Annotated in this window: 11 protein-coding genes and 5 pseudogenes; 11 read left to right on the top strand and 5 right to left on the bottom strand. The window is 47.1% G+C overall.

What is annotated here, in order from left to right:
• On the bottom strand, positions 1–55 hold a 55-nt coding region (locus ACJHW7_RS24660; RefSeq protein WP_129692851.1), incomplete at its 3' end, for an IS1 family transposase.
• Positions 56–648: 593 nt separating this feature from the next.
• Between ACJHW7_RS24660 and ACJHW7_RS24665 the strand changes: the two are divergent.
• Positions 649–968, top strand: a pseudogene (locus ACJHW7_RS24665) (transposase); the annotation flags it as partial.
• Here the strand turns inward: ACJHW7_RS24665 and ACJHW7_RS24670 are convergent.
• Positions 952–1,086: a GntR family transcriptional regulator gene (locus tag ACJHW7_RS24670; protein WP_000706914.1), complete on the bottom strand. Its 135-nt coding sequence runs from the start codon at positions 1,084–1,086 to the stop codon at positions 952–954. The pseudogene ACJHW7_RS24665 and the gene ACJHW7_RS24670 sit on opposite strands and share 17 nt — an antisense overlap.
• A 219-nt stretch (positions 1,087–1,305) precedes the next feature.
• Positions 1,306–2,519 (bottom strand): IS3-like element ISEc31 family transposase gene (locus ACJHW7_RS24675; RefSeq protein ID WP_085967273.1). Its coding sequence is split into 2 segments (ribosomal slippage): positions 1,306–2,225 and positions 2,225–2,519, totalling 1,215 coding nucleotides; the frame shifts between segments, so codons are not numbered across the junction.
• A gap of 27 nt (positions 2,520–2,546) precedes the next feature.
• Here ACJHW7_RS24675 and ACJHW7_RS24680 point away from each other — a divergent pair.
• The 7 genes and pseudogenes from ACJHW7_RS24680 to ACJHW7_RS24710 all read left to right on the top strand — a co-directional run.
• A pseudogene (locus ACJHW7_RS24680) lies at positions 2,547–2,636 on the top strand (molecular chaperone GroEL); the annotation flags it as partial.
• A 393-nt stretch (positions 2,637–3,029) separates the two neighbouring features.
• Positions 3,030–3,328 (top strand): annotated as a pseudogene (gene tnpB / locus ACJHW7_RS24685) (IS66 family insertion sequence element accessory protein TnpB).
• Between the two features lie 386 nt (positions 3,329–3,714).
• Complete coding sequence (gene dgoR / locus ACJHW7_RS24690) at positions 3,715–4,404, top strand: D-galactonate utilization transcriptional regulator DgoR (RefSeq protein ID WP_065749834.1); 690 nt, start codon at positions 3,715–3,717, stop codon at positions 4,402–4,404.
• Positions 4,401–5,279 carry a 2-dehydro-3-deoxygalactonokinase gene (gene dgoK / locus ACJHW7_RS24695; RefSeq protein WP_000127080.1) on the top strand — a complete coding sequence of 293 codons (879 nt, stop codon included), beginning with the start codon at positions 4,401–4,403 and terminating at the stop codon, positions 5,277–5,279. The genes dgoR and dgoK overlap by 4 nt, the downstream gene beginning before the upstream one ends.
• Positions 5,263–5,880, top strand: a complete 618-nt coding sequence (gene dgoA, locus ACJHW7_RS24700; protein WP_001198735.1) for a 2-dehydro-3-deoxy-6-phosphogalactonate aldolase — start codon at positions 5,263–5,265, stop codon at positions 5,878–5,880. Before dgoK ends, dgoA begins: the two co-directional genes overlap by 17 nt.
• The gene (gene dgoD, locus ACJHW7_RS24705; RefSeq protein WP_000705006.1) at positions 5,877–7,025 is read left to right on the top strand and encodes a galactonate dehydratase; all 1,149 of its coding nucleotides are present in this window, start codon (positions 5,877–5,879) and stop codon (positions 7,023–7,025) included. The genes dgoA and dgoD overlap by 4 nt, the downstream gene beginning before the upstream one ends.
• 74 nt (positions 7,026–7,099) lie before the next feature.
• Positions 7,100–7,588, top strand: a pseudogene (locus ACJHW7_RS24710) (MFS transporter); the annotation flags it as partial.
• A 74-nt stretch (positions 7,589–7,662) separates the two neighbouring features.
• On the opposite strand, the pseudogene tnpA reads toward ACJHW7_RS24710, so the two are convergent.
• Together tnpA and hypT are read right to left on the bottom strand one after the other, a co-directional pair.
• Positions 7,663–8,119 (bottom strand): annotated as a pseudogene (tnpA, locus tag ACJHW7_RS24715) (IS200/IS605 family transposase).
• 703 nt (positions 8,120–8,822) lie between these two features.
• Positions 8,823–9,722, bottom strand: a complete 900-nt coding sequence (gene hypT, locus ACJHW7_RS24720) for a hypochlorite stress DNA-binding transcriptional regulator HypT (protein WP_000789106.1) — start codon at positions 9,720–9,722, stop codon at positions 8,823–8,825.
• A 339-nt stretch (positions 9,723–10,061) separates the two neighbouring features.
• Here hypT and ACJHW7_RS24725 point away from each other — a divergent pair, with 339 nt between their 5' ends.
• The 3 genes from ACJHW7_RS24725 to ACJHW7_RS24735 all read left to right on the top strand — a co-directional run.
• Positions 10,062–10,781, top strand: coding sequence for an aspartate/glutamate racemase family protein (locus tag ACJHW7_RS24725; RefSeq protein WP_000677248.1), 720 nt, complete (start codon positions 10,062–10,064; stop codon positions 10,779–10,781).
• A gap of 58 nt (positions 10,782–10,839) precedes the next feature.
• Complete coding sequence (locus tag ACJHW7_RS24730) at positions 10,840–12,138, top strand: anaerobic C4-dicarboxylate transporter (protein ID WP_000262197.1); 1,299 nt, start codon at positions 10,840–10,842, stop codon at positions 12,136–12,138.
• Positions 12,139–12,360: 222 nt separating this feature from the next.
• Positions 12,361–12,927, top strand: a 567-nt coding sequence (locus ACJHW7_RS24735) for a lyase family protein (RefSeq protein ID WP_410233584.1), incomplete at its 3' end; no start/stop codon positions are given.

Here is a 12,927-nt window from a genome sequence, read left to right on the forward strand (position 1 = left end):
GCACCACCCCGTCAGTAGCTGAACAGGAGGGACAGCTGATAGAAACAGAAGCCACTGGAGCACCTCAAAAACACCATCATACACTAAATCAGTAAGTTGGCAGCATCACCCATTTGAAAAACCTCCGGCTATGCCGGAGGATATTTATTTTGCTACCACAGTGACAGTCACTGCTGGAAAATATACCTCTGTTCAAAACAGTCCTGTTGTGGATCCGAAAAATACACATCGCTCCCGTTATCTGTGGCTGTATGATTACCATCACTGAGTAAAAAAAATCCCCAGGATGCAGGGGACGGAAGGTAAACTATGCTGAATCTTGTCTGTTTGTTTTAATATTTATCTATCCGTCTTGCCAACGGACAAAGAAAAAATAACACGACGCAGAACAAAAGAAAATATTATTTTCATATCTTCCGGAAGACTATGGCCTCTTCCAGATAATTACCTTATGGTTGGCATCAATCAATGATTCACTCTCGTTCTGCCTCGGAACTCTATATGGATGTACAATCATATAATGTTCTAATATTCACGAGATGTGAATAAACAAATCCACTTAAGAAACGGGGGGGTATTTAATTAATAACTAAGTGAAGCGCCCCGGAAATCTTGGAGACTAAATTCCCTGAGAAAGAGGTAAACAGGATGGCTAAAAATACTCGTTTTTCCCCCGAAGTCCGTCAACGGACAGTTCGTATGGTTCTGGAAAATCAGGGCGAATATGACTCCCAATGGGCAGCAATTTGTTCCATCGTCCCAAAGATTGGCTGTACACCGGAGACTCTGCGTGTCTGGTGTACAACCAGCATGAGTGGGATACCGGGGGCGGTGATGGTGGACTCACCACCGCTGAACGTCAGCGTCTGAAAGACGCTGGAGCGTGAAAATCGTGAACTGCGCCACAGTAACGATATCCTTCGCCAAGCTCTTATTTTGCGAAGGCGGAGTTCAACCACCCCTGGAAACTGTTGCCAGTTCATTTTCGCCAGGCAGCACGCTACCTGCTGGCAGTTCGCCGCACAGGATGCGCTCGGCAAGATGCTGAGTAACAGATTCGGAGAGACTAGTCTGCACAATTTTCATTGCATTTCCTAGCTAAAAAACGTCACAGTGATGAGCCATATAATAAGCTAAATAACAGCAAACTTACTAATTGTGAAGCAGGTGAACTCCACCCCCTAGTCAGTTCTTATCGTTGCTGGATACCCTCAAAGCAGTGTAATGCTATCCAGAATAGGCATGCTTAAGGAAGAGCTCAAGGGTAGAACCCCGACTTCGGCATCGCAGAGGATACTGTAGTGGTCAAGTAATACTGGCCACGGTTTTACAGTAAAAATGATATCTGTTCTCTGACTCTTCCGGCGTCAGCCCTCCGTTATAATGGTGAGGCCTGACGCTATTGTAATAATTCAGAATATAACTGCTGATTTGCTGCCGGGCCACGTCTTTGCCTGTGTAGCCATCGGTTGGCACCCATTCTGTTTTCAGACTGCGGAAGAAGCGTTCCATTGGACTGTTATCCCAGCAGTTTCCCCGTCGGCTGACACTTTGCTTTATCCTGTAACGCCAGAGAAGTTGTTGATATTTCAGTCCTGTATATTGACTTCCCTGGTCGCTATGGAACATGACGTCCCGCGGCTGACCACGCACCTCATACGCCATCCGCAGGGCACTGCTTATCAGGGCAGTATCGGCATTCGCTGACAGGCTCCAGCCGATAACCCTGCGGGCAAAAAGATCCATGACGACCGCCAGATAGCACCAGCGATTTCCTGCCCAGATATACGTAATATCTCCGCACCATACCCTATCTGGCTCGGGCACAGCGAACTGGCGCTCAAGCAGATTCGGCAGGCAGGTATGTTCCTGACGAGCATTTTTGTACTGATGTTTTCCGGGCTGACAACTGCTCAGGTTCAGATATTTCATCAGACGCCCGGCACGGTAACGGCTCATCGGGACGCCGTTTTGGGTCAGCATTTCAGCCAGCGTGCGCGCCCCCGCAGAGCCCCTACTTTGGTTCCACGCCCGGCGTATTTCGCTGCACAACCTGACTCGCGCCGGATTAACCGTATCGCGTCGTTTTCGCCAGTACCGGTAACTACTGCGGTGTATTTCCAGAGCAGAACAGAGGCTGACAACTGAGTGGCTGTCACTCAGTCTGGCAACTATCGTGAACCGTTCAGCGAGTCGGACATCAAGAGCGCGGTAGCCTTTTTTAATATCGTATTGTGTTCCTCCAGGCGGTGAACCTGCTTTTCCAGTTCGCGGATACGTTGCTGGTCTGGAGTAATAGGTGTGGCAAAGGGCGCAATCCCCTGACGCTCTCGCCTGAGCTGGCGCACCCAACTCTCAAGCGTGGTAGAACCGACATTCATCGCTTCACTGGCTTGTCGATATGAGTAGCCCTTATCAACAATTAGCTGTGCACATTCCAGCCTGAATTCAGGGGTGAAAGTACGTTTGGTTTTCTTGTTCATTAAGTCACCTGTTTTGTGTTGTGGTGAGGATATCACCTTTAATCAGGTGGCCAAATTTACTGTGCCACTACAAAAACATCTCTGGATTTTAGCTCATATATTATTGAGGCAATAAAAGAGAAGTTTGAACGAGACGACGCAATAGTTCAATAACTTGCTGGATACCTAAAGGATGTCTGATGTGTGCCAATAAAATACTTTATGGGGATCCTTAGTGTATCTGATGAATTTCCATCAGACATCCTAGATGGAGGAAACAGGACTATAGACGCTCTACCTTATTCTCCTGAACCTGTGTTGTTTCGCGGCGTCTTCCTGTAACGACTACTTCTGACGCTGGCGTTAAATTATTACCTGTTGAGATAACGCCGAATGAACAGAAAAATACGATGATGTCTATTGCTCCATCTTTATCCATTTCCCCCCATAACACAGTCAGTGTCAGTTCCTGTAAGGTTGAGTTCCGTCTCAGTAACATGATGTGTTGGAAAATCCTTCACCAGAGCTGCTCAAGGTGTTAATCCGTGAGTTAGCCAGGAGGAGACGATGATCTCACTACCATCCGGTACCCGTATCTGCCTCATTGCCGGGGTAGCTGATATGCGTAAATCCTTCAACGGACTGGGAAAACAGGGTCAACATGTGCTGAATTATAATCCCTTCTTCGGCCACCTGTTTATCTTCCGAGGCCGACGGGGTGACACTGTTAAAATATTCTGGGCTGATGGTCTGTGTCTTTTCACCAAGCGCCAGGAGGAAGGCAATTTATCTGGCTTGCGGTACGTGACGGCGGGGTATCCTTTACCCGCCCGCAGCTGGCAATGCTCCTTAGTAAGCTGGGCTAGCGTCAGCCAAAAACATCACGCCTTAACGCGCTGACAATGTGGTAAAAATATCATAGCCGGATTATAAAAACGGTCATGAATCAGAACTACCTCATTCGCATCGCTGACGCTGGAAAAGCTGCTGTCTGAGTACTAAGTCGTTGAAAGCATACTCTTCTTTCCCTCCTGTTTAGCGCCTGATATCCCTTTTCCATTTCTGCCCGACGCATGTCATTTTTTTATGCATTGTTCTTTTTGCGATCTAAATTGTAGTACAGCAATATAAGCTTGTACTACATTACGCACACAGCAAACGCGAACGTTATCACGCTGGTACTACAAAGTTGCCGCGTTATGCATCGATCGGGGTAAAGTAGAGAAGAACATACAGAGCACAAGGACTCTCCATGACTCTCAATAAAACCGATCGCATCGTCATTACGCTGGGTAAACAGATCGTTCACGGCAAATACGTGCTAGGCTCGCCGCTTCCGGCTGAGGCGGAGCTCTGTGAGGAGTTCGCAACCTCGCGCAACATCATCCGTGAGGTGTTCCGTTCGCTGATGGCGAAGCGGCTGATTGAAATGAAACGTTATCGCGGCGCGTTTGTGGCACCGCGTAACCAGTGGAATTACCTCGACACTGACGTACTGCAATGGGTGCTGGAAAACGACTACGACCCACGACTTATCAGTGCCATGAGCGAAGTGCGAAATCTGGTGGAACCGGCGATTGCCCGTTGGGCAGCAGAGCGCGCGACTTCCAGCGATCTGGCGCAGATTGAATCGGCGCTGAACGAGATGATTGCCAACAATCAGGACCGCGAAGCGTTTAACGAAGCGGATATTCGCTACCACGAGGCGGTGCTGCAGTCGGTACATAATCCGGTGTTACAGCAACTTAGCATTGCGATCAGTTCGCTGCAGCGGGCGGTATTTGAACGAACCTGGATGGGTGATGAGGCCAACATGCCGCAAACGCTCCAGGAACAAAAGGCGCTGTTCGATGCGATACGGCATCAGGACGGCGATGCGGCAGAGCAGGCGGCGCTTACCATGATCGCCAGCTCGACACGAAGGTTAAAGGAAATCACATGACAGCTCGCTACATCGCAATTGACTGGGGATCGACCAATCTGCGCGCCTGGCTTTATCAGGGCGACCACTGCCTGGAGAGCAGGCAATCAGAAGCAGGCGTCACGCGCCTGAACGAAAAATCTCCGGCTGCGGTGTTAGCAGAAGTGACGGCCGACTGGCGTGAAGAAAATACGCCAGTGGTGATGGCAGGAATGGTCGGCAGCAATGTCGGCTGGAAAGTTGCGCCGTATTTATCTGTTCCTGTCCGTTTTTCGTCTATTGGCGAACAATTAACGTCGGTTGGCGACAATATCTGGATTATTCCCGGATTATGCGTTTCTCATGACGATAACCACAATGTGATGCGCGGCGAAGAAACACAATTGATCGGCGCGCGTGCTCTGGCTCCTTCCTCTCTTTATGTTATGCCCGGAACCCATTGCAAATGGGTGCAGGCCGATAGCCAGCAAATCAACGATTTTCGCACCGTAATGACCGGTGAATTACATCATTTACTGTTAAATCACTCATTGATTGGCGCAGGTTTGCCGCCGCAGGAAAACTCTGCCGATGCCTTCGCGGCTGGCCTTGAGCGTGGCCTTAATGCGCCCGCCATATTGCCGCAGCTTTTTGAAGTTCGCGCCTCGCATGTGCTGGGAACGCTTCCCCGCGAACAGGTCAGCGAATTTCTCTCTGGTTTGTTGATTGGCGCAGAGGTTGCCAGTATGCGCGACTATGTGACCCATCAACACGCCATCACCCTTGTCGCCGGAACATCGCTGACCGCGCGCTACCAGCAAGCCTTTCAGGCGATGGGTTGCGACGTGGCGGTGGTGGCGGGCGACAAGGCATTTCAGGCTGGTATAAGGAGCATCGCTCATGCAGTGGCAAACTAAACTCCCGCTGATCGCCATTTTGCGCGGCATTACGCCCGACGAGGCGCTGGTGCATGTTGGCGCGGTGATTGACGCCGGGTTCGACGCAGTTGAAATCCCGCTGAATTCCCCACAATGGGAGCAGAGCATTCCCGCCATCGTTGATGCGTACGGCGACAAGGCGTTGATTGGCGCAGGTACGGTACTGAAACCTGAACAGGTCGATGTGCTCGCCAGGATGGGCTGCCAGCTCATCGTTACGCCCAATATCCATAGTGAAGTGATCCGCCGTGCGGTGGGCTACGGCATGACCGTTTGCCCCGGCTGCGCGACGGCGACCGAAGCCTTTACCGCGCTCGACGCGGGCGCTCAGGCGCTGAAAATATTTCCGTCATCGGCTTTTGGTCCGCAATACATCAAAGCGTTAAAAGCGGTATTACCACCGGACATCGCAGTCTTTGCCGTTGGCGGCGTGACGCCAGAAAACCTGGCGCAGTGGATAGACGCAGGTTGTGCAGGGGCAGGCTTAGGCAGCGATCTCTATCGCGCCGGGCAGTCCGTAGAACGCACCGCGCAGCAGGCAGCAGCATTTGTTAAGGCGTATCGAGAGGCAGTGCAATGAAAATCACCAAAATTACCACGTATCGTTTACCTCCCCGCTGGATGTTCCTGAAAATTGAAACCGATGAAGGCGTGGTCGGCTGGGGCGAGCCCGTGATCGAAGGCCGCGCCCGTACGGTGGAAGCGGCAGTTCACGAGCTGGGTGACTATTTGATTGGTCAGGATCCATCGCGCATCAATGACTTATGGCAAGTGATGTATCGCGCCGGATTTTATCGTGGAGGTCCAATCCTGATGAGCGCCATTGCCGGGATCGACCAGGCGTTATGGGATATCAAAGGCAAAGTGCTGAATTCGCCGGTCTGGCAACTGATGGGCGGCCTGGTGCGTGACAAAATTAAAGCCTACAGTTGGGTCGGCGGCGATCGTCCGGCGAATGTTATCGACGGAATAAAAATCCTGCGCGAAATCGGTTTTGATACCTTCAAACTGAATGGTTGTGAAGAACTGGGGCTAATTGATAACTCCCGCGCGGTAGATGCGGCGGTCAACACCGTGGCACAAATTCGTGAAGCTTTTGGCAATCAGATTGAGTTTGGTCTTGATTTCCACGGTCGCGTCAGCGCGCCGATGGCGAAAGTACTGATTAAAGAACTGGAACCGTATCGCCCGCTGTTTATTGAAGAGCCGGTGCTGGCAGAACAGGCCGAATACTACCCGAAACTGGCGGCACAAACGCATATTCCACTGGCGGCGGGTGAGCGCATGTTCTCACGTTTCGATTTTAAACGTGTGCTGGAGGCGGGTGGTATTTCGATTCTGCAACCGGATCTCTCCCACGCAGGCGGTATTACCGAATGCTACAAAATTGCCGGAATGGCAGAAGCCTATGACGTGACCCTTGCGCCGCACTGTCCGCTCGGACCGATTGCACTGGCAGCTTGCCTGCATATCGACTTTGTTTCCTATAACGCCGTACTTCAGGAACAAAGTATGGGCATTCATTACAACAAAGGCGCGGAGTTACTCGACTTTGTGAAAAACAAAGAGGACTTCAGCATGGTCGGCGGCTTCTTTAAACCGCTAACGAAACCGGGCTTAGGCGTGGAAATCGACGAAGCTAAAGTTATTGAGTTCAGTAAAAATGCCCCGGACTGGCGTAATCCGCTCTGGCGTCATGAAGATAACAGCGTAGCAGAGTGGTAATTCCTGCCACGTAAGCCCCTCATCGGGCACTAAAACAGCAATACAAAAATATAACCCTCTGTAAATTACAGGGCATGGTGAGCGGCTTCGCTATGCCCAAAATCAGGAGAAAGCTCGCTATGGATATTCCCGTTAATGCAGCAAAGCCGGGGCGTCGGCGTTATCTGACGCTGGTGATGATCTTTATTACGGTGGTCATTTGTTATGTTGACCGCGCTAACCTGGCCGTGGCTGCCGCCCATATTCAGGAAGAGTTCGGCATTACCAAAGCGGAAATGGGCTATGTATTTTCGGCCTTCGCCTGGCTTTATACGCTATGTCAGATCCCCGGCGGTTGGTTTTTAGATCGCGTAGGTTCACGCGTGACTTATTTTATTGCGATATTTGGCTGGTCAGTGGCGACGTTATTCCAGGGCTTTGCCACGGGATTAATGTCATTAATTGGTCTGCGCGCGATAACCGGTATTTTCGAAGCGCCCGCTTTCCCGACCAATAACCGGATGGTGACCAGCTGGTTCCCGGAACATGAACGCGCTTCTGCCGTTGGTTTTTATACGTCTGGTCATGCGCCTATAAGGCTCTCTTACCAGCCGCGCCCTAACAGGCGCACACGATCTGACATTTGCATCCAACTTCGTTACTCACGGTCCATAAACGCGCTGCCCAGGTAGGGAATCGATAACTGCTCTCCCATTTTATCCTCTTCAAGCTGGTGCTTTATGTAATCCTGTATCTTCGCCGTGTTCTTACCCACCGTATCGACTTAGTACCCACTGCACCAGAACTCCCTGTTCCTGTATTTGAATTTCAAATCACCAAACTGCTCGTAAAGCATCAGACTGCTTTTCCCTTTCAGATATCCCATAAAGCCGGATGCGCTCATTTTGGGCGGGATCTCCACAAGCATATGGATATGATCTGCACAGCACTCAGCTTCAAGAATCCGTACGCTTTTCCACTCACACAGCTTTCTCAAAATACTGCCTGTTGCTCTACGCTTCTCTCTGTAGAACACTTGTCTTCGGTATTTTGGCGCAAAAACTATGTGATATTTACAGTTCCATCGGGGTGCGCTAGCTCTTTTCGTTCCCCATTGGGTCCCCCTTTTGATTTTTTGTTTGACACTTGCTGTTGCCATACCGCAAGGTGTTTTAACAAATCAAAAGAGGTTTTAATAACTGGCTCAAAACTGAAAGCTTTCCGGAACCCCCAGCCTGGCTGGGGAGCTGTGCACAAAAAAGCACCTCCACAAACAGGAGGTGCAATTCGATGAGTTTGTTTACATGATGTAGGTTTTATACATGACCTGTAGGATACACTTACTATGAAATGTTGCCTCTCGACAATGATTTTCACAAAAAAATGTGATTCTGATCAATTTGTTTATACGCTGTCATTTGAATAAATGACTACACAATATAGAGTACGTTTCCGGTGTTTTCGACATAATGACCAATATTTGCTTCCACTGCTTTTCCTGGAACGTGCTGTAGTCATTAAATACCGTTACGCGAGGATTGTCCAGCATTTTAATGACACTTAACTTATCTGGGACAACAAATAATTTATTATTACAATTATTGATTTTAGTATATTTTCTGTTATTAATTAAACAATGTTATTATTTACTATGTGAAAAGAGAAAAAAATACCTCTCAAAGTGATCTCAATGGCCAGAATTATCCTGAAGGAGATGAACTGATTAAAGCAAAAGACATCCAGTTTAACGAATTCCCCCCCTTCACCCCCAGAAAAACGTGGATTTGTCGTGCTCAACAAAAACTGTCCACGATGTTTCTAGCTATTCTCTTTAATGTTATTTCGTAAAATCGTCCAAAAGTGTTCAGCCGTTTTGTTCAGCCGAGTATCCATACGATAAATATAAGCCTGAATAGGCACTGCCCATTTAGCAGGCCACGGACACACAAGTCGTTTTGTGTTCAGTTCATCCGCGATTGACCAGAGAGGGAGCCAGGCAATACCAAGTCCATTGAGTGCCATATTTTTTAGTAGTTCACTCATTGAAGATACCAATATTGTGTGTCCGGCTATCCCTCCCTGTTCTGCCAAATGACGATTAACCAGTCTGCCCATATAAGAAGTTGGAGTATAGTCGAGCAAAGGAGCCTGTGAATTGGTAAGATCGAAAATCGGTTTTCCCTGTTGATCAGCAGCACATACCGGATACAACTCAGATTCAAACAGTTTTATACAACAAAATGGCGATTGCATAAACTCCTCATCTCGAAATGAAATAATAAAGTCACTCTTCCCTTCTCGTAACGTATTTACGGCCTGGACGACATCAATAGCCTCAACATGATAGATAAAGTCTCCGCCTAAGGTGGTGAGTGAGTGCAGAAGTTTAGGTAGCATGCTGAGGGATAATGAGTGCGCAGCTGCAATCTTAATATTAGGCAAATTGAATGAATTATCCCCCCCTAACTCATTCAGATTGCATTCAAGCTGTTGCACTAAACTGCGTGTCTGGGAGTGAAAAAGCCTACCCTCTTCAGTTAATTGTAAAGGAGAGGTTGTACGATCGAACAAAACAACACCTATAGCTGACTCTAACGCTTTTATTCGTCTGCTGAATGCTGGTTGTGAAAGGTTACGATCTTTTGCTGCCTGACAGAAATTGCGACAGGCTTCCAGTGTCAGGAAATCATATAACCATTTGGTCTCTATATTTTTCATTTCTATTATCCAAGTATTATCAAATTTTAGTTAGTATACCCCCCGAAAACCGGGGTAATGAATGCAGATAGCATATTTAAGTTATTCGTTTTATGCATAATCCATTCGTTTTCTGTATCTAAACCAGTTTAACACTTCTCCCAAAAGCGTTTATTTTCATCATTATGATAGGTCTTCATGCAACAATAGTATATGGTTCATGTATATTGCAAAACTACATCATGCAAGTCTTGCATTGCATTGTACATCATTGCATTTCTCATAGCCTTTAGAGACTGTTAAAAAAGGAGAAATGGTTTTTTAAGTTTATGAGCATTGATTTTCTGAGAGGTAAGTATTGTGAAAGGTTTAATCGGTGTGCTCGGTGGAATGGGGCCGGCCGCCACTGTCGACTTATTTAATAAATTTGTCACCTTTACAGCAGCACAACGAGATCAAGAACATATACCTTTAATTATTTCTTCTATCCCGGATATTCCTGACCGTACCGATGCATTAATGCATAACGGGCTCTCGCCTTTACCCGTTATGCGTGACTATATGCATAAACTGGAAGATGCAGGAGCAGAATGTATTGTTATTCCCTGTAATACCGCACACTATTGGTTTAAAGAACTAAAAGATGCTTGCCATATTGATATACTAAGTATCATAGATACTACGGTCGATGAAGTTCGCGTCTGTGGTAAAACTAGAATTGGCCTCCTGGCCACTGATGCCACGCTGTATATGGGATTATACCAGAAAGGAATTGAATCGTTAGGGTTTAACTATATCACCCCGGATGCAGATGGCCAAAAAAATGTGATGAAAAGCATTTATTCACTTAAAGCGGGAAATGTTACACATGCGCAAAAATTGATGGAAGAGCAGGCTGAAAATTTATTTTCCCGCGGAGCAGAGATCTTGATTCTTGGTTGTACGGAAATTCCCATTATTCTGTCACAAGCCGTTAAAGATCAACCTTTACGCTATATTGATTCAACCGCTTCACTCGTTCGCGCAGGAATAAAATGGTATGAAAATCGTATCGGAAAAGATCAACATTTAACTCAATAATTCTAAATCACAGCCAGAAAGTTATTTTACAAAGATTATATTTACAACGGAGAACATCATGGTTTGGCTGGAAATTATCGTTGTACTTGGCGCAATATTTTTTGGTATTCGTCAGGGAGGAATCGGCATTGGTTTATGCGGCGGTCTTGGCCTTGCGATCCTGACTCTGGGATTTGGTCTGCCTATGGGATCACCGCCAGTCGATGTGATCCTGATTATTATGACCGTAGTTGTGGCAGCTTCAGCCTTACAGGCGGCAGGTGGGATGGATTATCTGGTACGTTTAGCCAGTAATTTCATGCGACGTAACCCAAAATATATCAACATAATCGCACCGATTATCACTTGGTTAATGACCATTATGGCCGGTACCGGGTTTATTGTTTTCTCCACACTGCCGGTAATTGCTGAAGTAGCAAAAGAGTCCGGTATCCGGCCTTCCCGCACACTCGCTGGCTCAGTTGTCGCCTCACAGGTTGCAATTTCTGGCTCACCAATCAGTGCCGCAATGGCAGCTATGCTCACTATTATGGAGGTTAATGGCGTCAGTTTTATTCAGGTGATGTCGGTATGCCTTCCCACCTCTTTTGTCGCCGCGATGGTTGCTGCTTTTATCGCCTCCCGACAGGGGTGTGAATTACAAGATGACGAAGTATATCTTGAACGTCTGCAAAAAGGTCTGGTGCAAAAATACGAGAATAATAACAGCATCAAACCTGGTGCAACGCTTTCCGTCGGATTATTCATGCTGGCGACGATCGCCATTGTTATTCTTGCTGCATTCCCCCAATTGCGTCCGGGTTTTGATATCAGCAAACCGATGGAAACGCGCGATATTATTATTATTTGCATGCTCTCTGCTGCCTGCCTGATGGTAATACTGTGTAAGATGTCTACTGATGACATTATTCTGACCTCCACATTTCGTGCTGGAATGAGTTCGCTGGCAGTGATTCTTGGTATTGTAACCTTAGGTACCACCTTTATTGATGCGCATTTAACTGAGATCAAAGATATCGCCGGTGATATTTTACAAACTTATCCGATGCTTTTAGCATTAGTTCTTTTTTTTACCTGCGCTTTACTTTACTCACAGGGAGCGACTACGCCGTTAATTATTCCTCTGGCTGTAGCACTCAACATACCAACCTGGGCAATTCTTGCATCTTATGTTGCCGTTACGGGAGTATTCGTGCTTCCAACGTATCCAACATCACTCGCCGCGATGGAATTTGATACTACCGGCACAACCCGTGTGGGCAATTATTTATTAAATCACCCATTTATGCTACCCGGGTTGGGTGGTGTTATTGCAGGAGTGACATTTGGGTTTGTGATTGCACCAATGATGGTCTGATAGAATCATAATTTTCATTCTTTATGGAAGTAGTTACAGAGTTACTATTTGATAATTAGTCAGGCAGTTAATCTGCATTCAGTTACTGACTGTCAGAAGAATTCTGACAGATTGATATCACATGTTATTTCAATGATGTAAGAATTCAAATTCCGAGAGCATAGCTCCGGTTAAACAATTTGTTATTGTCACATTGTTTTCAAATAATGGAGTTAGAATATTATGTCTCGTATTGAAAGCGATTTCCTTGGTGAGCGTGAAATTCCGGATGATTGCTATTATGGTGTTCAGACACTTCGTGGAAAAGATAATTTCCATATCACTGAAATGCCAATGAGTCAGGAGCCTTTCTTCATCATTGCCTTCGGTTATGTGAAAAAAGCAGCTGCGATGGCTAATAAGGAGTTAGGTACAATTCCTGCTGATGTTGCGGATGCTTTAATCTGGGCTTGCGACCAATTAATTGATGGTAAGTACCGGGAACAGTTTGTGACCGACTGGCTTCAGGGGGGAGCCGGAACGTCAACCAATATGAACTGCAATGAAGTGATTTGTAATCTTGCTGCAGAAAAACTTGGTAGCGTTAAAGGGGATTACAAACGCGTTTCGCCAAACGACCATGCTAATTTTGGTCAGTCCACCAATGATACATATCCGACAGCATTACATCTGGCATTGCTGCTGCGAAGCAATGTATTGCTTGAAGCTGTTGAACACCTCGTAGGAGCATTCTACAAAAAGGCTGACGAGTTCAGCACAGTGCTCAAGATGGGACGTACTCACCTGCAG

Source organism: Escherichia sp. WS1152 (assembly GCF_046487665.1).
In the GTDB taxonomy this organism is placed as follows: domain Bacteria; phylum Pseudomonadota; class Gammaproteobacteria; order Enterobacterales; family Enterobacteriaceae; genus Escherichia; species Escherichia coli.

What these genes read in the sequence shown, in the direction of transcription:
- ACJHW7_RS24670 (WP_000706914.1), bottom strand. Translation starts at nt 1,086, where the DNA reads ATGAAAATTGTGCAGACTAGTCTCTCCGAATCTGTTACTCAGCATCTT.
- dgoR (WP_065749834.1), top strand. Translation starts at nt 3,715, where the DNA reads ATGACTCTCAATAAAACCGATCGCATCGTCATTACGCTGGGTAAACAG.
- dgoK (WP_000127080.1), top strand. Translation starts at nt 4,401, where the DNA reads ATGACAGCTCGCTACATCGCAATTGACTGGGGATCGACCAATCTGCGC.
- dgoA (WP_001198735.1), top strand. Translation starts at nt 5,263, where the DNA reads ATGCAGTGGCAAACTAAACTCCCGCTGATCGCCATTTTGCGCGGCATT.
- dgoD (WP_000705006.1), top strand. Translation starts at nt 5,877, where the DNA reads ATGAAAATCACCAAAATTACCACGTATCGTTTACCTCCCCGCTGGATG.
- hypT (WP_000789106.1), bottom strand. Translation starts at nt 9,722, where the DNA reads ATGAAAAATATAGAGACCAAATGGTTATATGATTTCCTGACACTGGAA.
- ACJHW7_RS24730 (WP_000262197.1), top strand. Translation starts at nt 10,840, where the DNA reads ATGGTTTGGCTGGAAATTATCGTTGTACTTGGCGCAATATTTTTTGGT.